Origin of the sequence: Massilia sp. HP4 (genome assembly GCF_005222695.1) — a bacterium.
Lineage (GTDB): Bacteria > Pseudomonadota > Gammaproteobacteria > Burkholderiales > Burkholderiaceae_D > Telluria.
This window is the reverse complement of record NZ_STGG01000003.1, coordinates 55,072-75,639: the sequence shown is the minus strand read 5'-3', so window position 1 is coordinate 75,639 and position 20,568 is coordinate 55,072. Positions and strand designations below refer to the sequence as shown.

At 67.4% G+C, this 20,568-nt stretch carries 12 protein-coding genes and 1 riboswitch; of the genes, 5 read left to right on the top strand and 7 right to left on the bottom strand.

Translation table 11 applies throughout. The features are described 5' to 3' along the window. Nucleotides 1–71 precede the first annotated feature (71 nt). Entirely contained in the window at nucleotides 72–1,337 is a 1,266-nt protein-coding gene (locus tag E8M83_RS00850; protein WP_137171505.1) for an MFS transporter, read from the bottom strand. 149 nt (nucleotides 1,338–1,486) lie between these two features. Further along, a riboswitch (cobalamin riboswitch) is annotated at nucleotides 1,487–1,707 on the top strand. Between the two features lie 169 nt (nucleotides 1,708–1,876). On the opposite strand from E8M83_RS00850, the gene E8M83_RS00845 reads away from it, so the two are divergent. From E8M83_RS00845 to E8M83_RS00825, 5 genes are read left to right on the top strand one after another with little or no spacing between them, the layout of a single operon-like run. Then, nucleotides 1,877–6,235: a cobaltochelatase subunit CobN gene (locus E8M83_RS00845; protein WP_137171504.1), complete on the top strand. Its 4,359-nt coding sequence runs from the start codon at nucleotides 1,877–1,879 to the stop codon at nucleotides 6,233–6,235. Further along, nucleotides 6,232–6,675, top strand: a complete 444-nt coding sequence (locus E8M83_RS00840) for a MotA/TolQ/ExbB proton channel family protein (protein WP_137171503.1) — start codon at nucleotides 6,232–6,234, stop codon at nucleotides 6,673–6,675. Before E8M83_RS00845 ends, E8M83_RS00840 begins: the two co-directional genes overlap by 4 nt. Continuing rightward, entirely contained in the window at nucleotides 6,672–7,004 is a 333-nt protein-coding gene (locus tag E8M83_RS00835; protein ID WP_137171502.1) for a hypothetical protein, read from the top strand. Before E8M83_RS00840 ends, E8M83_RS00835 begins: the two co-directional genes overlap by 4 nt. Nucleotides 7,005–7,009: 5 nt before the next feature. Then, on the top strand, nucleotides 7,010–9,085 hold the full coding sequence (locus tag E8M83_RS00830; protein ID WP_170976644.1) for a TonB-dependent siderophore receptor: 2,076 nt from the start codon (nucleotides 7,010–7,012) through the stop codon (nucleotides 9,083–9,085). Between the two features lie 3 nt (nucleotides 9,086–9,088). After that, nucleotides 9,089–10,519: a PepSY domain-containing protein gene (locus tag E8M83_RS00825; protein WP_137171500.1), complete on the top strand. Its 1,431-nt coding sequence runs from the start codon at nucleotides 9,089–9,091 to the stop codon at nucleotides 10,517–10,519. Here the strand turns inward: E8M83_RS00825 and E8M83_RS00820 are convergent, their stop codons facing one another. The 6 genes from E8M83_RS00820 to E8M83_RS00795 form a co-directional block, all read right to left on the bottom strand. After that, nucleotides 10,520–11,284: a ThuA domain-containing protein gene (locus E8M83_RS00820; RefSeq protein WP_229491371.1), complete on the bottom strand. Its 765-nt coding sequence runs from the start codon at nucleotides 11,282–11,284 to the stop codon at nucleotides 10,520–10,522. Between the two features lie 26 nt (nucleotides 11,285–11,310). Next, entirely contained in the window at nucleotides 11,311–12,201 is an 891-nt protein-coding gene (locus E8M83_RS00815) for an alpha/beta hydrolase (RefSeq protein WP_137171498.1), read from the bottom strand. A 2-nt stretch (nucleotides 12,202–12,203) separates the two neighbouring features. Next, on the bottom strand, nucleotides 12,204–15,242 hold the full coding sequence (locus E8M83_RS00810) for a glycosyl hydrolase family 28-related protein (protein ID WP_206077405.1): 3,039 nt from the start codon (nucleotides 15,240–15,242) through the stop codon (nucleotides 12,204–12,206). Between the two features lie 15 nt (nucleotides 15,243–15,257). Continuing rightward, complete coding sequence (locus tag E8M83_RS00805) at nucleotides 15,258–16,571, bottom strand: gluconate:H+ symporter (protein WP_137171497.1); 1,314 nt, start codon at nucleotides 16,569–16,571, stop codon at nucleotides 15,258–15,260. 12 nt (nucleotides 16,572–16,583) lie between these two features. Further along, nucleotides 16,584–19,577, bottom strand: a complete 2,994-nt coding sequence (locus tag E8M83_RS00800) for a TonB-dependent siderophore receptor (protein ID WP_137171496.1) — start codon at nucleotides 19,575–19,577, stop codon at nucleotides 16,584–16,586. 128 nt (nucleotides 19,578–19,705) lie between these two features. Continuing rightward, on the bottom strand, nucleotides 19,706–20,239 hold the full coding sequence (locus tag E8M83_RS00795; RefSeq protein WP_137171495.1) for a gluconokinase: 534 nt from the start codon (nucleotides 20,237–20,239) through the stop codon (nucleotides 19,706–19,708). Between the last annotated feature and the right edge of the window lie 329 nt (nucleotides 20,240–20,568).

Sequence of the window (20,568 nt, the reverse complement as noted above, 5' to 3'; positions counted from 1 at the left end):
CGCGGCGTTCGAAGGAAAGGACGGCGAAAGGCTGTCAGTATAAATCCTTCCCATCAATAAACCCATGCGGCTTATTTTTCGGGCCGATCCAGGTTGCGCAGCGCCGGCGACAGGAAGCCGCTCAGGCTGACGAGCGTGCCGGCCACGCCGATCGCCACGAACAGCCAGCGTACGCCGATCGCCTCGCCGAGCGGCGTCGCCAGCGCCAGCCCGACCGGCGCCGCCAGTGCCATGACCATGTTCAGCAGCGACAGCACCCGGCCCTGCAGGTGGTTCGGGATCGTCGATTGCAGCAGGGTCGTGAGCGGCGTATTCCCGGCGATGAAGGCGGCGCCGCTCAGGCCCCACCAGAACACCGCCACGCCGAACAGCGTGGGCGGCACCAGTGCCGTCAGGGCCAGCATCGCGCACGAGGCGGCGAAGCCCGCCAGCACCCACGGCATGCCGTGGCGCGGCGCGAGCGCCGTCACGAACATGCCGCCGGCGATCATGCCGACTCCGGCCATCGCTTCCATGAAACCGACCTGCGGCGCGCCGCCGCCGAAGTATTCCTTGACCAGCAGCGGCACCAGGGTGAAGGCCGGCATGATCACCAGCACCACCGCGCCGAGCAGCAGGTACAGGCGCAGCAGGCCCGGGCTGGACGTGACCACCGCCAGGCCGGTGCGAAACTCGCGCCACAGGCCTTGCCGGTCCTCTACAGCCACGCGCGGCTGCGGGATGCGAAACAGCAGCAGCGGCACGATGCCCAACAGGGCCGTGCCGACGTCGATGCCCAGCGCCCAGCCCATCGGCAGGATGCTGATCGCGAGCGCGCCGAGCGGCGCCGCCGCGACCGTCATCAGGGCCTGCACCGTCTGGCTCAGGCCCACGGCACGCGGCAAAAATCCGGGCGGCACCAGCATCGCCACGCTGGCGCCGGCCGCGGGCGCCTGGAAAGCCTGCATCGCGCTGCGGACCGCCAGCATCGTGTAGACCTGCCATAGCGCGATGCGGTCGGTGAGGAACAGCGCGATCAGCACCACCATGCACAGCGCGCTTACCAGGTCGGCGCACATCATGAGCAGCCGCCGGCTGTAGCGGTCGGCCAGGGTGCCGCCGAGCGGGCTCAGGACCGCCTGCGGCAGCAGGGCCGCGATGCCGGCCGTCGCCAGCGCCGAGATGTCGCCGGTGGTATCGGTGATCCACCACAGCAGCACGAACTGGGTCAGCGCGGAGCCCAGCAGCGACAGCGACTGGCCGGCGAAGACCAGGCCGTAGCGCAGCTTCCAGGGCGAGCCGGGGGCGATGCCCGAGACGGGCGGGGAGGGCGGCGCCGGTGGCGAAACGCAGGTCATGGGGTCTGGTGCGGTGAAGCTGTTCAAACCCGGCATTGTGACCGCAGCGGATGGCAATCCGGTGACATTTACATGGAGGTTGGATGGAGATGCCAGCACCTCGGCGGGAAATAATGCGGTGACAACGGTACATACTTGGCGGTAGAATCGCGCCCAATCAAGTGAATGGTGCCTTCCTGCTCGTCTGCAGGGAGGTGAAACGGGAAGCCGGTGACGTGCGCGATAACCATCGCGCGCCAGTCCGGCGCAGCCCCCGCTGCTGTAAGCCTGACGACCCCGGTTGAACGCCACTGTGCCCCGTGCACGGGAAGGCAGGACCGGGGAAGGAAGACGGCGAGCCAGAAGACCGGCCATTCACGATGCATACGCGCGTCCCGGGGTGAGGACGTGCCTGTTGGTTGTTCGCTGTTCCTTCTTTCCTTGCTCGTGCAAGCGCCGCTGCCGTGGCGTACGCGTACGCGTCCCTGTTCATGGTGGAAGGATGGCGGCTGCCGGTTGTCAGGCGTGCCCAGGCACGCAGCTAAAAGGTCGACGTTCACATGAACATGCTTCTCCTTGTCCGCATCGGCGTTGCGCTGGCGCTCGCCTGGGCATTGGCCGGCGTCTCCGCCAGCGCTGCCACCCTGCTCGCCGTGGTCACCGAGCGCGCCGCGCCGGGCGCCATCGAGGCCGCCCACCGCCACCTGGCCAGCCACCCGCAAGACCGCATCCTGCTGCGCACCCCGGCCCAGCTGATGGCCGCCAGCGAGCGCGAGGTGGGACAGTGGATCGCCGGCGCCGACACCATCCTGGCGGTGTCGCTGTTCGGCGACCCGGCGCGCCGCATGAAGGATGCACTGGCCAGCCACGCCAGGCCGCGCGCCACCGTGCTGGCCCTGAACGGCGAGGCGACCCTGAACCTCATGACCCGCTCGCGGCACGGCAGCCTGGCCGGCTTCTCGCCCGATCTGCTGCGCCAGCTGGCGAGCGAGGCGCCGCCGCCGGCCGCGCTGCAGGCGGCCGAGGCCGATCCTGCCGCGCGCCACTGGCTGGCCGCCCGCCGCGTGTGGCAGGCGGGCGGCGTGGACAACACCACGGCGCTGATGCGGCACCTGCTCGACCCGGCCACGCCCCTGGGCGCGCCGCAGTCCGAGCCGACCCTGCGCCTGCGCGCCGGACAGCGCGAGCTGCAGGACGCCGCGGCCTGGGGCAATGCATCCAGACTGGGATTGGGCGATCGTCCGGCCGTGGTCGTGCTCGACCTGGCGAATATGGATGGCGTGGTGCCGGCCGCGCTGTGCCGCCGCATCGAACAACTGGGCCAGCCCTGCGTGCAACTGCTGACGCGCTGGGGCGGGGCCTCGCGCGAAGCCCTCGAGCGCTTGCCCGAGCTGGTCGCGCCGGCCAAACCGGCCGCGCTGGTGGTGCTGCAGGACTTCGTGGTCGGCGCCGCTGAAGGCCGCGAAGCGGTAGGGGAGGCCTTTAAACGTTTGGACATACCGGTGTTCAAGGCGATCCGCCTGTCGGACCGCACCGCGATGCAGTGGCAGTTGTCGCCCGACGGCCTGCCGCCGGATTCGGTCCAGTACCGCGTCGCCCTGCCCGAGCTGCAGGGCATCGGCCAGCCGATGGTGGTGGCGGCCCTGGGCGAGGCCCAGCGCGACCGCCAGACCGGCATCGAAAACCGTCCGCCCGTGGTGCTGCCGGCCGAAGTCGACCGCCTCGGTGGCCGCGTGGCGCGCTGGCTGGCGCTGCGCGCCAAGCCGAATGCCGACAAAAGAATCGCGATGGTCTACTACAACCATCCGCCCGGCCGCCAGAACATCGGCGCCGACAACCTGAACGTGCCGGATTCGCTGTTCGGCATGCTGCATGCACTGAAGGCGGCCGGCTACACGGTCGGCGACCTGCCTGCATCTCCCGAGGCGCTGCTCGACATGATCATGGCGCGCGGCGTCAACCTGCCGGAAGATCGCGCCGCCCTGCGCGAGATGGCCGGCACCGTCAACGGCATCGAGGCCGAGGATTACGCGCGCTGGTTCGCGACCCTGTCGCCGCGCGTGCGCGGCGAGATGCAGGATGGCCTGCTGGGCCGCCTGCATGCCGACGTGCTGTCCGCCGAAAAGGCGGGCGAGCGCGCACTGGGCCGCAAGCAGGCCGAGACCGTGATCGAGGAATTGCTGCACCTGGTCGAGGGCGTCGATCATCCGCAGCGCGAACAAGCCACGCGCGACCTGCATGCGCTCGAAGACGGCTACCGGGCTTGCCTCGACGAGAGCAAGCCGCGGCCCTGCCAGTCGCTTGCTCCTCTTTACCGGCGCCTGATCGGCTACGGCATCGAAGGCATGCGCGGCTGGGGGGCGGCGCCGGGCAAGGTGATGGTCGACAGCGGCAAGCTGCTGGTGCCGGGCCTGGTGTTCGGCAATGTGTTCATCGGTCCGCAGCCACCGCGCGGCTGGGAAGTGGACGAGGAACTGCTGCATGCGAATACCAGCATCACGCCGCCGCACCAGTTCCTGGGCTTCTATCACTGGATCCGCGACCGCTTCAAGGCCGACGCCGTGGTGCACGTGGGCCGCCACTCGACCTATGAATTCATGCCGGGCAAGGCCGTGGGCCTGTCGAGCGATGACTACCCTAGCCTGGTCGCGAGCGACCTGCCGGGCATCTACCCGTACATCGTGGACGGCGTCGGCGAGGGCACGCAGGCCAAGCGCCGCGGCCTGGCCATCATCGTCGACCACCTGACGCCGCCGTTGGCCACCACGCCGCTGTACGACGAGCTGCTGTCGCTGCGCCAGATCGTCGAGAGTTTCGAGGCCGCGTCGTCCGAATCGCTCAAGACCCAGGCCGCGCAGCTGATGCGCGAGCGGGTCGTGGCCCTGAACCTGCGGGCTGAACTGGAAGCGTCGATGTCCGATGTGCTGGAAGTGCGCGGCATCGGTTTCGACGCGGCCGACGACGACTTGCTGGCGCACGAGATCGGCCATTATTTGACCAAGCTGCAGGAAAAATTCATGCCGCACGGCCTGCACGTGTTCGGCCGGCCATGGAGCCGCGAATCGCTCGACCTGATGCTCGATTCGATGAAGAAGAGCGGCATCGACGATCCCGACATCGCGCACAAGCTGCGCGACTCGCCGCGGCGCGAGATGGCGGCCCTGCTGGCCGGCCTGGATGGCCGCTACATCGAGCCGGGCAAGGGCAACGATCCGCTGCGCTCGCCCGAGGCGCTGCCCACGGGCCGCAACTTCCATGCGGTCGACGGCGACATCCTGCCGACCCGCCTGGGCTATGGCCTGGGCCAGCAGATGGCGGGCAAGGCCTTCGATCGCGACAAGGTAGGCGAGGGTAGCGAAGGCATCATCCTGTGGGCCTCGGACGCGGTGCGCGACGAAGGTGTGATGGTCGGCTTCGCGCTGGCCATGATGGGCGCCGAGCCGGTGTGGAATGCGCGCGGCATCGTCACGGACGTGAAGCTCACGCCCGGCGCCGTCCGGCGCGATGCGGTCGTAACCACGTCCGGCCTGTTCCGCGACCTGTATCCGAACCTGATCCGCCTGATCGACCGCGCCGGCCGGCTGGCGCTGGCGGCATCGGCGCAGACGCTGGTCGAGCAAGACCCGTCCTTGCGTGAGGCGCTGCAAGCGGCGCTGGCGCCGATCGAAGGCGCAGCGTGGGGCAAAGAGACGGCGACCGACAACCGTGTCGCACGCGAATGGCTGAAGCGCCAGCGCGCACTGGCGCTTGGCGGCATGCCGGCCGCCGAGGCGGGGCACGCCGCCGCACTGCGCGTGTTCGGCGATGCGCCGGGTGCCTATGGCGCCGGCGTGAATCGCCTGACCGAGCGTTCCGGCGCCTGGCGCGAGCGCGAGGAAATCGGCCGAGCCTATCGCAACCGCATGGGCCATGCCTACGGCCTGGATGCCGAAGGCGAATCGCGCCACCGCGCCTTCGACGTGGCGCTGGACGGCATCCACCGCACCTACCACGGCCGCGCCAGCAACCTGTATGGCCTGCTCGACAACAACGACGCCTTCGACTACCTGGGCGGCCTGTCGCTGGCGGTCGAAACCCGCACCGGACGCGTACCGGATGCGCTGATCCTGCAGCACTCGCGGCCCGGCCAGGCCGATGTCGAACCGCTGGCGACGGCCCTGCTGGGCGAGCTGCGCGGACGCTTCCTGAACCCAGCCTGGCTGCGGCCCCTGATGGACAACGGCTATTCCGGCGCGCGCACCATGGGCCAGGAATTCATCGAGAACCTGTGGGGCTGGCAGGTGACCCGTCCCGACCTGGTCAAGAACTGGGCCTGGGATGAAGTCAAAGCCGTCTACTTCGACGACCGGCACAAGCTCGGCCTGCCTGAATTTTTGGGCCAGCGCCATAACGCGCACGTGAAGGCCCACATGCTGGCGGTGTTCATGGTGGCGGCCGAGAAGGGCTACTGGAAGACCGATCCCGAGACGATACGCCGGATGGGTGGAGAACTGGCGCGCCTGGTGTCGGCCAACGGCTTGCCGGGCAGCGGCCACACGACGCCCGACCACCCGATGTGGGGCTGGCTCGCGCCGCAACTGGATGGCGCGGATGCGCAAAAGCTTGGCGTGACCTTGGCCAAGGCACGTGGCGAGCTGCTGCCAGCGGTGGCCGCGTCTCTTCCTGCCGGCGCCGGGCAGGCAGCCCCGGCGCAGCAGGCGGCAGCGCAGGAAGCTGGTGAAGCGGCCGAACCGGCGCCGCCTGCGCGGCCGCCCGAGCCGATGCGCGTCTACGAATTGAAGCAGCAAGCCGAACCCGCGCCGCCCGCCGCGCTGCGCATCGTGCAGGTGCTGGCCATCCTGGCTACCTGCCTCGTTCTGTTCTCGCTCGGCCTGTGGCGCGGCCGGCACATCCCTCAACCTGCAAGGAGTCATCCATGATCGAAACCCTCTCTTACGCCTGGCTGCACGACGCCGTCAGCTGGCTGCTCGCGCCATCGCTGGTAGCGCTGCTGGCCGGCTGCGCGATCGCGCTGGTCGAATCCGGCATCGCCGTCGGCGAGCGCTTCCACGGCCTGGCCAGGCTGCGCGATAGCGGCGACGTCGAGGCGGTGCAGCGCATTGCGCGCCATCGCCTGGAGCGCGCCGACCTGCTGGCGCGCATTCCGCCGATGCTGGGCCTGATGGCGACCATCATCCCGCTCGGACCGGGCCTGGCCGCGCTGGGCGAAGGCGATCCGGCCAAGCTGGCCAGCGCCGTGACGGTGGCCTTCGACGCCACCGTGCTGGGCCTGGTGGCCGGCATCGGCGGCCTGGTGATCGGCAAGCTGCGCCGCCGCTGGTACGAAGAGACGCTGGACGCAATGGAGCCGCTGGCATGAATATATCCAAACCGGGGCGTGGCAGGCTGCGCCTGTACCGCCACCTCGACGCCCGCTTCGACCAGGGCGACGAAGACCCGCGCGCCAGCCTGGTCAACCTGGTCGACGTGATGCTGGTGTTTGCCTGCGGACTGATCGCCGCCATCGCCGGCGCGCAAGGCGCCCTGAAAACCCCGCAGCCGGTGGAAAAGGGCCGCCAGATCGAGCGTCCCGCCAGCGGCGTGACCCAGGACGGCAGCGGCTACGACCGCGTCGGCGAGGTGTTCCGCGATCCCAAGACCGGCCAGCTGATGCTGATCGAACCTGCACCAGCCAAAAGCAAACAATGAAAGCCATGACCCCACTGCGTCCGCTGACCGCGGCCATCGCCCTGCTGTGCGCCGCCGGCGCCGGCGCGCAAGACCTCCCCACCGTCACCATTCACGGCGCCGCGCTGGACGAAGGCCTGGCGCTCGACCGTCCGAACGCCACCGGCAGCCGCCTCGACATCAGCGCGCTCGAGTTGCCGGCCAGCGCCGAGAGCCTGAGCGCCGCCACCATCGCCGCGCGCGGCGACCTGCAGGTCAAGGATGCCGTCACCCGCACCACGGGCCTGACCGACAGCAGCTCGCCCGGCAGCGGCATCAGCTATTCGGCGCGCGGCTTCAACGGCAATAATTCGATCGCGATCCTGGAAAACGGCCAGCGCCTGCTGGTCGGTTCCACGACCGCGACCTATCCGGCCGATCCCTGGGGCTACGAGACGATCGAAGTGCTGCGCGGCCCCGGATCGGTGGTCCATGGCAGCGGCACGACGGGCGCCATCATCAACGCCGTGCGCAAGGCGCCGCGCCGCGAATCGTCGCTCGAGATCCTGGGTGGCATCGGTGGTGGTGAGGCGCTGCGCGCCGGCATCGGCGCCACCGGCGCGCTGGGCGAGCAGGGCGCCTTCCGCGTCGACGCCTACGCCGGCCGCAGCGACGGCTTCATCGACCGCGGCGAGTCCCGCCACGGCAAGATCCTGACCAGCATGACGACCACGCTGGCGCCCGGCGTGGCCCTGTACGCCCAGCTCGACCACGCAGAACAGGAGCCGATCCGCTATTTCGGCACGCCGCTGGTGAATGGCGGCCTGGCCGACCACCTGCGCGACGGGAACTACAACGCCGGCGACGCCGTGCTGCGCTTCGTGGACGACAAGGCTGTCGCGCGCCTGAACTGGCAGGTTTCTCCGAACCTGGACATCAGCAATGAACTGGCTTACTTCAAGTCGCGCCGCGACTGGCGCAATATCGAATCGTATGCCTACGACCCGGTACGTCATGTCGTCGACCGCGGCGACTATATCGGCATCCGCCACGACCAGGAGCAGACCGCAAATCGCCTGGAGGCGCGCTGGAAAGCCGGCGCCAACCAGGTCGTAGCTGGATGGGAAGCGTCGACCATCGACTTCAAGCACACCAATAACTCGCCCTATGGCGGCTCGTCGACCGTGGCGCCGACCGGATTCGATCCGGGCAGCTTCTGGGACACCCCGGATCCGTTCCGCCCGAACTTCGCGACCGACACCACGACCCACGCCTTCTACCTGGAAGATGCCTGGCGCGTGAACGAGCGCCTGCTGCTGACGGCCGGCGCGCGCCACGACCGCTACAAGGTCGACCGTCGTAACTTGCTGGCCGACAGCGGCCACTTCCAGACGACGCTGCGTTCCAATTCGGTTCGCGTCGGCGCAAGCTGGAAGCTGGCGCCGGATACCTCACTGTATGGCCAGGTCAGCACCGGCAGCGATCCGCTGACCAGCATCCTGTCGATGACCCTGGCCAACAGCAAGTTCAAGTTGACCGATGCACGCCAGGTCGAGGCGGGTATCAAGCAGATGCTGGCCGGCGGCCGCGCCGAATGGACCGCCGCGCTGTACCGGATCAAGAAGGACGACATCATCACGCGCGACCCGAACAACCCGGCAATATCGATCCAGGGCGGTTCGCAGACCTCGCAAGGCGCGGAAGTGAGCGCCAGCGTGAGCCTGGCCCCTGGCTGGCGCATGGATGCGAACGTGGCCTACACCGACGCCGAGTTCGACCAGCTGATCGAGGCGGGCAATATCTCGCGCGCCGGCAACCGTCCGGCCGACGTGCCGAAGACGTCGGCCAACCTGTGGCTGACGCACCGCGCCGGCGACTGGCGCACGGGCGCCGGCCTGCGCTACGTGGGCGAACGCTTCATCAGCAATGCCAACATGCAGACGCTGCCGGCCTACACCACGCTGGACGCCTCGATCGGCTGGACCCTGCGCCGCAATGTGCAGCTGCAGCTCAACCTGCGCAACCTGACCGACAAGCTGTACGCGATCACCTCGTATGGCGCGTCGCAATACCTGCTGGGCGCCGAACGCCACGCCGAACTGACCGTCCATTGGCGTTACTGATCGATGGGTTCCTGGAAGCGCCAGCTGTACCTGTGGCACCGCTGGCTGGGCATCGTCATCGGCCTGCTGGTGCTGCTGTGGTTCGGTTCGGGCATCGTCATGATGTACGTGCCCTATCCGGAGCTGACCGAGCAGGAGCGCATGGGCTGGCTGGCGCCGCTCGATCCGGGGCATGTCCGGATCCAGGCCGGCGCCGCCTGGGCGACGACCGCGCTGCCTGGCATGCCGGATGCGGTGCGCCTGAATACCGTGGCGGGACGCCCGGCCTGGCACTTCCAGCACGAACGCAGCTGGCATTCGGTGTGGGCCGACAGTGGAACGCCGCTCGAAGTGAATCACCTGATCGTCTCGAGCAGCGCGCGCGGCGCAGCGCCCGCGGCACGCTCGCTGGCGATCGACACCATCGACCTGGACCAGTGGACCTTCGGCGCCGTGCGCGTGCACCGGCCCCTGTACCGCGTCGCGGCCGACGATGCTGCCGGCAGCGTGCTGTACGTCTCTGGCCGCACCGGGGAACTGGTGCGCGACACGACGCGCAGCGAGCGCGCCTGGAACTGGGTCGGTTCGGTCATCCATTGGATCTACGTGACGCCGCTGCGCAAGCACAGCGAGGCCTGGCGCCAGGCCGTGATGTGGACGTCCGGCGTGGCCCTGCTGCTGGCGCTGACCGGCATGGTGATCAGCATCCTGCGCCTGCGTGTGCGCAAGGGGCGGCGCTACGCGGGCGGCAGGATGTCGCCGTATGCCGGCTGGCAGGCATGGCACCACTGGCTGGGCCTCGGCATCGGCGTGCTGGTCATCACCTGGCTGTTCAGCGGCTGGCTATCGGTCGGCCCGTTCGGCTTCCCATCCGGCGGCGGCATCACTGCACAGGACCGGCTGGCATTCGCGGGCGGCGCGTTTGAATCACATGACCTGGCTTTGGCCCCGGCGCCGCTGCTGCGCGCGCATCCCGGCACCCTGGAACTGGAGTGGCGCCGCGTGGGCGGCAAGCTGTACCTGAGCGCACTGGGGCGCGGGGGACGTACGCTGGTCGATGCGCACGATGGCGCCCGCGTCGGCATGCTCACGCTGGACGGGGCCGCCCAGGCAATCCGGCCCGGCGCCCGGCTGCAGGTGGAATTGCTGACCGAGCCTGACGACTACTACTACAGCCATCACCGGGAGGCGACCTTCCCGGTCCTGCGCGTGCGTTTCGACCTGCCCAAAGCGCCGGTGTTCTATATCGACCCGGCCCAGGGCCGCCTGGCCGGCTACGTCGACCGCGACAAACGGTGGGACCGCTGGCTGTTCAACGGCCTGCACCAGCTCGACTTCGCCTACCTGCGCACCCGGCCGCTGTGGGACGTGGTCGTGATCGTGCTGTGCCTGCTGGGCTTTGCCCTGACCTTCAGCGGGCTGGTGCTGGGGTGGCGGCGCCTGACGAAGGACTGATCAGCGCTGCTCTCCGCGCCCGGTCGCCGCCCAGTAAATCCCGCCCAGCAGATGCCCGAGATACTGCGGATCGCGGTACATCTCGCCGTTGTGTCCCAGCGTCGTGACGAACACGCGGCCCTTCTCGTGCTGGTGGTGCCAGGCGATCGGATGGTCCTTGCCCATCCCCTTTACCGTCTGTCCCGGCCAGATCAGGGTCGGGTCGTAGCTCGACTCGTCCACGTTCAGTACCGGATTGATCTTGACGTTGTAGGGATTGGTGAAGGTATAGAACTCGTCGCTCCAGACCCAACGCGCGGGCAGGCCGAAGGTGGCGGGGAAGTCCTGATCGACGACGGTCACCACCCCGGTCTGCAGCTTGGGATGCAGGCCCACCGTGCGGCCCACCATCTTCTCGAACCAGATCCAGTCGTTGGGCTTGGCGATCGCCGCGCGGTGCACCACGACGGCATTGCCGCCGCCGCGCATATAGTCTTCGAACTTCGCGCGCTGCGCCGGGTTCAGTTCTTCGCCCGGCGTGTTCAGGAACATCACCGCCGCGTACTGCTTCAGGTCACCCTCGAACACCTGCGTCTTGTTGGTGTAGGTAAGGCCGAAGGAGTGCAGCTTGGCCAGGCGCTCCAGATTGTCGCGCGCGATCGGGATGTATTCGTAGTGGTACTTGCCGGGCGTGGCCAGCACCAGCAGCTTGAACTGGTCTTCGGCCAGGCTGTCCGGTGCGGCGATCGCCATCAAGGCCACGCCGAGTGCCATGGATCGGGTCATTTGCTTCATCGTGTCTCCTGTTATTGTCATGGTGCGGGGACGCCTTCCGGCTTGCGTCCGTTGCGCGGCACCAGCCAGCCGCCGTCGGATAACCAATCGGCCAGCCGGTCGGGCCAGTGCTGCAGCGAGACGCGCTCGCCGCGCTGGCCCATATTGAAGGCGTGGTCGGTGTCGGCGTACAGGTGCAGTTCGGCCGAGACGCCGGCCGCCACCAGTTGCTGGTACAAGGTAATCGTGGGCGGCATGCAGCAGGCGTCGCGCGAGCCGGCGACCAGGAAGGCCGGCGGGGCGTGCGCCGCATCGGTGGCCGGGGTGCCAAGCGGTCCAGGATACACCAGCACCTGGAAGTCGGGCCGGGCCGACTGGCGGTCCAGCGCATCGCCAGCGATTGGTGGTGCCGGATGATTTGCCACCAGCGCCGCCAGTTCGCCGCCGGCCGAAAAGCCCATCACGCCAATGCGTTCGGGATCGACGCCATGGCGCGCCGCATTGGCGCGCACCCAGCGCACCGCGCGCCGCAGGTCGGCGGCGGCATCGCCCTCGATGCTGTAGCCGGAGTCGCCATCGCGCGCCAGCCTGTACTTGAGTACGAAGGCGGTGACGCCGATCCGGTTCAAGGTCTTCGCCGCCACCATGCCTTCGTTCTGGAACACCAGCATGCGGTGGCCGCCGCCAGGGACGACGATTACGGCGGCGCCATTGGCGTGGCGCCGGTCGGCCTGCGCCACGGTCAGCGAGGGCGCGTGCACATTGCTGAAGTAGACGCCATCCTTGACCGTCTCTGGCTCCTTGTGGCGGCCCTGGGAGCCGGGCGCGCCATCAGGCCAGAGCTGGATCACGGGCGGCGCCGGCTGCTGTTGCGCCAGCGCGCTGACGCTCAGCAGCAGCGCGGCGCACAGGATGAGAATCGCGCGCATCGTCAGTCGACCCGGGTCGAATACAGCGAATGATGGGTCAGGATGAACAAGGTGCGCTTGTCAGCACCGCCGAAGATCAGCTGCAGCGGGCGTTCGGGCACGTCGATGCGGCCCTTCTGTTTGCCGTCCTTGCCATAGATGAAGACCTGGCCGTTGGCCACATACACGTTGCCGTCCGGGCCTACCGCCGCGCTCTCGCCGCCGCGGTTGGCCAGCAGCTTGAGGTCGGTGATGCCGCCGCCCTGGTTGACGGTGCCGCTGAAGGTGCGGTTCTCGGAGCCGTTGGTGAACACCACGCGCTGGCCGACCGGCGCGGTGACGAAGCCGTGCGCCTGCAGCGAATCGGCCCAGCGCCAGCCCAGGTGGTCGGCCGCGCCCTGGCGCAGCACGCGGTAGGCGGGCAGCACCAGGGTGCCGTCTGGCGACACGTACTCTTCTTTCTTCGGCAGGGCGACGTCGCGTGCGAACATCTCGGCCAAGGTCGTGAATTCGAAGGTGTCGTAGTTGAGCTGGTCCTTGAATTCGCCGTTCTGCCAGAAGTTGACCGGCACCGCGACACGGGCGCCCTGGCGCGCGGTGGAAGGGACAGGCGTCGGCTTGATCATCGTGATCTCGGTGCCCGGCGTGCCTGGCTTGAAGGCATACACGCTAGCCTGCGGGCCGTAGTTCGAGATCACCATCAAGTTGCCGCTATTGTCGATCGCCAGGTTGACCGGATCGAGCGGGGCGTCGCGCACCACGACCAGGCCCTCGTCCTTGCTGTAGCTGTAGATGCGCTTCCAGTGGCGGTCGACGAAGTACAGCTTGCCCTTGGCGTCGACGGCGGCGCCGGCGATCGAATAAAAGCCGCCTTCGAGCTTGTCGACCTTGCCCAGCGGCGCCGGCGCCTTGCGCTGCTTGCCGGTGTAGTCGAACACGGCGAACTCGCGCTCGCGCACCTCGAGCTTGTTGGAGACGTCGCGGATCGCGTTCTCGTAGGCGAACTTGCTGGCGCGCAGATAGGTGGTGCAGCCGTTGTCGTCGCAGGTGGCAAAGCCGCTCTCGCCGTTCACGTGCACATTGCGGAAGCGGATGTCGCTCGAATTGGTGATCAGGATCGCGGCCGGCATCGGTTTATAGGAACGCGTCACGCGGTAGCCGTGGTAGTTCGCGAACAGCAGGTTCTTCGAGTTGCGGATCTCGAGCGAGACCGCATCGGCGCCGTCGCGGATTTCCTCTTCGGTCTGCGGCGCCAGGAATTCCCAGTTCTCCACATTGTCCAGCACGATCTCGGCGCGGATATGGTGTTCGGCCGACAACTCGTAGACTTTACCTGGGGTCTTGGTATTGCTCACGTAGAAGCCGGCTTGGGCATAGCCGCTGGGCGACCAGATGCCCGAGAAGGTGCCGCCGCCGCCGTCGGTCACCCACACGCTCGGATACTGGCGGTCCCAGTGGGCGGTGGTGTCGAACTTGGCATCCTTCTGGTATGGGTCGGCGCGGCGGCCGTCATACAGGCGCGTGCCATGGCCGCCCTGGATGCGCACGTCGTCCACCAGCGAATGTTCACCCGCGCGCCACAGCAGCGCCACCGCGCGGTTGTTGATCTCGCCGGTGGCCAGGCCGATGCCCGACACGATGCCTTCGCCGCCGCGCGCGCTTTCCAGCAAGGCCTTGGGGCTGTCGACACCCTGGAACTTGGGCGAACCGTTCGGGATCAGGAGCTGGGTCAGGCCCGGGTGCAGGGCGATGATCACGGTGTCCGGCCGCATGCGGATGGTGTCGTTGACGACGTAGAAGCCCAGCGGCAGGTAGACCACGCGGCTGCTGTCGATCGCCTTCTGGATCGCCGCCGTGTCGTCGGTCTTGCCGTCGCCCCTGGCGCCGTAGCTGTGCACATTGGCCCACTCCTTCGCGGCCGGTAGCGGACGCAGGGCGCGGTGCGGCGCCTGGGTCGACGACGACAGGGCCGCCGTCTTGTAGTTGGTCGAGAAGGTGCCCGGCTCGCCCATCTGCTTGATGAACAGGCCGTAGTTGAATTCGCTGACGGTGTAGTCGCGGCCCTTGCCGGCCAGCGTCTTGCCGCTGTCGCGGAAGCGGACAAAGGTCGGCACATTGCGCGCGATGGCGTTTTCCATGCCGACCTGGGTATAGACATTGTCTTCGTTGCTGACGATGAGTGCGGCCTTGCTGACGTTCTCGAAGCGCACGTCCTTGCCCCACAACCAGTCGCCATAGCCGCGGTTGATCTCGACCCCGACCGGCGTATTCTTGATCTCGGTATTGATCATGGTGAGGCTGGCTTCATGCTCGCGGATCGCCGCGTCGCGCTGGCCCTCGAAGGTGGAATCCATCAGCGTGAACTGCCAGGCGGGCGAAGTCTTTTCGCTCAGGATGCCGTAGCGGCCGCCGTAGAAGCGCAGGTTATAGGCCACGTTGCCGACCTGGTAGACGCCGGCCAGGCCGGACCCCAGATGGAAATCGATGTGGCTCAGGTTCGAGTGCTGGGCCGTGTGCATGCGCACCGCGGCGGCGGCCGGGTTGCCGTCCTTGATCTCGAAGTCGACGTTCGACAGCGCCGAATAGAAGGTCGACGAATTGGCATTGCGGACGGCTTTTCCTTCTTCGGCGCTGAACGGCACCGCGCTCGGCACCGGCATCGGCACCTTGCCGACGCTGTACTGGTCGCCGCCGGTGAAGATCACCATATTCGCCACACCCTTCTGGAAGCCGGGCGTGTTCTCGGCCAGCACGAACACGGGCCGGGTCGGGCCGACGCCGTACAGGCGCACGGCCAGCGGAATCAGCAGCGAGCGGGTGATGCGATAGCGGCCCGAGGGCAGGAATACGATGCCGCCCTGGCCCTTGTTGGCGGCTGCGTCGAGCGCCTGCTGGATCGCGGCAGTATCGTCGGCCTGGCCGTCGCCCTTGGCGCGCACCACGACGGCGCGCGGGTCTTCGGGCATGAGCTGGTAGGCCGAGATGGATGCGGCGTTCGCGGCGCCGGCCAGCAGGAGCGACAGCGCCAAGGCGCGCGGAAATACGGTAAGTGTTGTCATCATTGATCTTTTCCTCAGCTATTGTAGAAACAGCGACAAGAGCATCACGAACAGCAGGCCGAACACGCCCACCAAAGTCTCCATCAGGGTCCAGGAGCGGAAGGTATCCTTCAGGGACAAGCCAAAATATTCCTTGAACATCCAGAAGCCGGAATCGTTGACGTGGCTGCACATCAGGCTTCCCGCACCGATGGCCAGCACCATCAGGTTCGGGTCGACACCCGAGCTGTGCACCAGCGGCGCCACGATGCCGCCGGCCGTCACGCCGGCCACCGTGGCCGATCCCAGGCAGATGCGGATCAAGGTGGCGACCGACCAGCCCAGCACCAGCGGCGGCACCGGAAGGCTGGACAACAGCGCGCCAAGATCGGCGCTGACGCCCGACTCCACCAGCACCTGCTTGAGCGCGCCGGCGCCGGCGATGATCAAGAGGATCGGCGCGATCTCGCGCATCGCCTCCGCCGGTCCCTGCATCACGGCCGAGAAGCGCCGCCCCTGCGCCAGGCCCAGCGTGTAGATCGCGACCAGGTAGGACACCAGCATCACCACCAGCGGATTGGCGAGAAACGACACACTGCCGTTTAGGTCGGGCCGCGCCATCATGAGCACCGTCGTCGCTCCCAGCAGCAGTACCGGCAGCAGGGCGGTGGCGAAGCTGTTGAAAGCGCCGGGCAGTTCGCCCTCTTGCAGCGCACGGCCATCCTGGAACATGGCGGCCGGCTGCGCCTGGATGCGGCGCAGCGACATCGCGAACACGGGACCGGCGATGACCAGGGTCGGTATCGCCACCACGATCCCGTACAGCAGGGTGGTGCCCATGTCGGCATGGATCGCCGATACCAGCGCCACCGGAGACGGATGCGGCGGCAGGAAGCCGTGCGCGATCGACAGCCCGGCCAGCAGCGGGATCGCCAGCGCCACCGCCGGCCGTCCCGAGCTATACACGAGCGAGAAGATCAGCGGCACCAGCAGCACGAAGCCGACGTTGTAGTACAGCGGAATGCCGACCACGAAGCCGGTGACGGTCAGCGCCACCGGGATGCGCGACGGCCCCAGGGCGTCGACCAGGCAGGTGGCGATGCGGCGCGCGGCCCCGCTGTCGGCGATCAGCTTGCCGAACACGGCGCCCAGGCAGATGATCACCACCAGGGAGCCGAGCAGGTCGCCGATGCCCTTCTCGATCGCGCCGGGTATCTTCGACGGCGGCACCCCGAGCAGCAGGGCCGCCGCGATCGATGCCGCCACGAAGGCCAGCAGGGGCTGGACCTTGCCCCAGGCGATCAACAGCGTCAGCAGGCCGACCGCCAGCAGTACGGAAACGATGTTCCACACGGCTGGCCTCCTTTAAAAGCCGTAGCGCAGGCCGGCCCGGTAGGTGCGTCCAACCACGTCGTACAGCGCCGGGTTGATGCCATAGCTGGCATTGGTCTGCGGCGCCGCTTCAGGCGCGCGGTCGGTCACGTTGTCGACCTTGAAGTAGGCCTGCAACTGCTTCGAGATGTTGTAGCTGGCGCCGATGTCGAGGTAGGCCGCGCCCTTCATCTTGTTGCTGTAGATGGTCGGGTGGATCAGGGTCGACACCGGGCAGTTGGTCTGGCACTCGATGAAGTCGTTGCGATAGGTGCCGTCGCTGAACCAGCGCTCGGTCAAGGTGAAGCTCAGCTTGTCGTTTTCCCAGGTCTGCGTCGCCAGCACCTTCCACTTCGGCGTATTGCCCATGTTCGAGCCAGCCGAATCCACCGCGATCGTGCCGACCACGCCCGACTCGGTGATGTAGTGCAGGTTGCGGGTGGCCAGCGCGCGGAAAGTAAACCGGCCAGGCAGGTTCAAACGCTCGAGGCCAGTCCGATAAGCGGTCTCGAGGTCGAAGCCCTTGACCTTGAGCGAAGCCAGGTTGAAGTTCTGCACCGTGACGTAGTTGTTGCCCGGGCTGTTGAGCACCATCGCCTGGCAGATTTCCTGGTTGCCGGCCACGCACAGGTCGACTTCCTGCTGGATGGTCAGCGCCGAGATCACGCCCTTGACTTCGATGTCGAAATAGTCGGCCGAGATCGAAAAGCCCGGCGCCCACTTCGGCTGGCTCAGGACGATGCCGAAGGTGTTGTTGCGCGCGATTTCGGGCCGCAGGCCGGTATTGCCGACCGTGCGCTCCTGGACGCTGATGGTATTGCCCTGGTACTGGACCACGTTGTTGACCACCACCGGCGCCGCGAACAGCTCCGACAGGTTCGGTGCCCGCACATCCTTCGAGGTCACGCCGCGCAGGCGCAGGCCATCGATCGGGGTCTGCCAGGTGGCGCCCATCTTCCAGCTGTTGACGCTGCCGGCGGTGCTGTACTTGGTCTCGCGGTCGGCCAGGTTGAGGTTGGCCTCGCCCCAGGTCTCGGACTTGAGCACCGGGATGTTCAGCTCCACATAGGCTTCGCGGACGTTATAGCTGCCTTCGCCGTTGTGGAAGTTACCGGCGTACCAGTTGTTGCCGACCGTGGTGTTGAGCAGCGGGTCGGCCGGATACATCGCGTTGTTCGGCGAGTCCGCCATCACGCCGTTGCCGTAGGCGTCGCCGCGCACGCGGTATTTCTCACGCCGGTATTCGGCGCCCGTCGCCAGCGAGATCGGGCCGGCCCAGCCTTCGAACAGCTCGCCGTTGATATTGAAGCTGCCGACGTCCTGGCTTTGCGTGGTGCGCTGGCGCGGACCGTTCTCGGGCGCGATATAGGCCCAGGCGGCCGGATCGATCGGGTTGTCGCCGATGATATTGAGCGGCACGCAGCCCGATGCCGCCGCCACCGGATTGCGGCACACGATGCGGCCGTCGGGCGCGCGCACCGCGTCGATCGCATTGTTGTAGCGCGTGTTGAGCGTCATGTTGCGGGCGTCGAGATTGGTCTTGTTCTCGCCGTGGGTCACATAGGCGTCGTACGCCCAGTCCCTGCCGAACAGGGCGAACTTGCCTTCGGCGCCGAGCACGAAGCGGCGCTGGGTGCGGGTCGGCTGGACGTCGATATTCTCGGGGAAGATCGCGTTCGAGGTGCCGTACTGGAAGCTCGTGATGTTGTTGCGGGCGCATGCGTCGACGATCGAGGCGGGCAGGAACGGGTTCGAGCACTGGATGTTCAGGTTGGCGTTCTTGGCCGCGCCCGGATTGGGCGAGAAGCGCGAATCCACCTTGCCGAAGTTGGCGGTGAAGTAGAGCTGGTGGTCCGGGGTCAGGTCGTACGACATGCGGGTATAGGCCACCTGGCGCTTGAAGTTCATCGCCAGGTTGGTGCCCGAACCGACGCTGCCGCTCAAGTCGCCGCCGATGCAGAACGGATTGACGCAGTTGGTGACCGCGCCGGTGCCGGTCGGCTGGCCGCCCGAGCCGTACTGGAACTGGTAGGGCGCGCCGCCCGGCCCGAAGGCGGTGCCTTGCAGTGGGCCGCTGGTGATCAGGCCGTACTTGGCGTACTGGTATTGCTGCGCCTGTTCGATCACGCGGTATTGCGGCAGGCCGTCGCCGGTCTGGTTCAGCGGACGCACCGAATAGGCCGGGTTCTGGTACCAGGTGCGGCCGTTCGGGCCCTTGCCGCCGAAGCCGGGCGAGTCGATCCCGTTTTCTTTCGTGAACTCGGCGCTGGCCGTCACGTGGAAGCGGTCGTCCAGGAAGGACTTGCCCCAGGCTGCCTGCACGCTGCCGCCGCGGTCGTCGTCGTACTTGGTCTGGCCGCCCTGGACGTGGGCCTTGAAGCCGGTGAATTTTTTATCGGTGACGAAGTTGACCACGCCGCCCACCGCGTCCGAACCGTAGGACGCCGAGGCGCCGCCGGTCACCACGTCGACGCGCTTGACCAGCAGTTGCGGGAACTGGCTGACGTCGGTCACGCCGGTGACGTTGGCGCCGACCACGCGCTGGCCGTCGAGCAGGGTCAGGGTCCGGATCGTGCCCAGGCCGCGCAGGCTCAGCGAAGACAGGCCCTGGATGCCGCTGCTGGTGCTGTTGGTGCTGGTGGTGCGGCCGGTGCTGCCCTGCAGGGCGGGCAGCTCGGCCAGGGTATTGAACAGGTTCGGCTTGGCCGATTTTTCCAGGTCGGCGCTGGTGAGGCTGGTGGTCGGCGTCGGCATGGTGAAGCCGCGCGCGGCGATGCGCGAACCCGAGATGCGCACGACGGTGGTGGCGGCGCCGTCGGCCGGGGCCGCGGTCGCCTGCGCGGTGTCGGCGGCGGCCTGGGTGTCTGCCGTGGTTTCGGCGGCGGTGGCAGGCTCGGGCTGCGTCTGCTGCGCGTGGGCTGCCCCTACGCTCCAGCAGGCGCTGGCCACGGCCAGGCTGATGAGAGTCCGTTGAACTGGTGTACGCATGATGTCTCCTCGATGCTTGTTGTATGGGAGCGCGCCGTCTCTGTGGAGGGCTGCGCGACAGCTTGCACTGGCTGCTTGCAGAAATCTCGCCAGGTCCCGGTGCCAGGGCCGGGGTCAGGCGTCGTGATTCAGATGCTTTGGGTGATGCGTTCCACCAGCGCCGCCGGCGCCAGGGTGATGTCCAGGGTGAGGCCCGTCTCGTCGGCCTGGAGCGGTTCCAGGATGCTCAGCTGGCTGTCCAGCAGCGACGGCGGCATGTAGTGGCCGGGGCGGCCATGCATGCGCACGGCGATCAGTTCGCGCGGGCCGGCCAGGTGCACGAAGCGCAGCGCCGGGTCGGCCGTGCGCAGCAGGTCGCGGTAGCGGCGCTTGAGCGCGGAGCAGGACAGCACCAGGCCGCGGCCTTCGCTGCGGGCCTGGCCGATTTCGGTCGCCAGCGCGTCCAGCCAGCCGGCGCGGTCGTCGTCGTCGAGGGGAATCCCGGCCGTCATCTTGGTGACATTCGCGGCCGGGTGGTAGGCGTCGCCCTCCAGGAAAGGGACGGTGAAGTGATTGGCCAGGGCAGCGCCGACGGTGCTCTTGCCCGATCCGCTGACGCCCATGACGACCCAGCGCAGGGAACCTGGCGCCGCGGAAAGGGTATTGACGCTTGATGCTGACATCGTTTCTCCTCGAAAACCGTTAGCGCTAACATCGCGTTTTTCGAAGTGTTGTTCAGCTAAGATTTTTTGTAAACACGTTATCGATGTTGCAATGCAGCGCGACCATGGACCGAATTTGCGGCTTTGCAACCGGAGCGACTGGAGGCAACAGCGCTTTTTCACTGCGAAAGAAGCAAGAAAATTTGATAGCGCTAACATTGTTGCGGCGCGCAATCTATTTTTTAGCGATGTTGTATTTACTCTACGCTGACGCGTGCGCGCCACATGATTGGCGATGCCGGCCGTTCTGGAACGCTTGGGGGAAATAAGAAGAATATCGCCACCGGCAC

Coding starts and splice junctions, on each gene's coding strand:
- E8M83_RS00810 (WP_206077405.1), bottom strand. CDS start 15,242: ATGATGACAACACTTACCGTATTTCCGCGCGCCTTGGCGCTGTCGCTC.
- E8M83_RS00825 (WP_137171500.1), top strand. CDS start 9,089: ATGGGTTCCTGGAAGCGCCAGCTGTACCTGTGGCACCGCTGGCTGGGC.
- E8M83_RS00830 (WP_170976644.1), top strand. CDS start 7,010: ATGACCCCACTGCGTCCGCTGACCGCGGCCATCGCCCTGCTGTGCGCC.
- E8M83_RS00850 (WP_137171505.1), bottom strand. CDS start 1,337: ATGACCTGCGTTTCGCCACCGGCGCCGCCCTCCCCGCCCGTCTCGGGC.
- E8M83_RS00795 (WP_137171495.1), bottom strand. CDS start 20,239: ATGTCAGCATCAAGCGTCAATACCCTTTCCGCGGCGCCAGGTTCCCTG.
- E8M83_RS00815 (WP_137171498.1), bottom strand. CDS start 12,201: ATGCGCGCGATTCTCATCCTGTGCGCCGCGCTGCTGCTGAGCGTCAGC.
- E8M83_RS00800 (WP_137171496.1), bottom strand. CDS start 19,577: ATGCGTACACCAGTTCAACGGACTCTCATCAGCCTGGCCGTGGCCAGC.
- E8M83_RS00840 (WP_137171503.1), top strand. CDS start 6,232: ATGATCGAAACCCTCTCTTACGCCTGGCTGCACGACGCCGTCAGCTGG.
- E8M83_RS00820 (WP_229491371.1), bottom strand. CDS start 11,284: ATGACCCGATCCATGGCACTCGGCGTGGCCTTGATGGCGATCGCCGCA.
- E8M83_RS00835 (WP_137171502.1), top strand. CDS start 6,672: ATGAATATATCCAAACCGGGGCGTGGCAGGCTGCGCCTGTACCGCCAC.
- E8M83_RS00845 (WP_137171504.1), top strand. CDS start 1,877: ATGAACATGCTTCTCCTTGTCCGCATCGGCGTTGCGCTGGCGCTCGCC.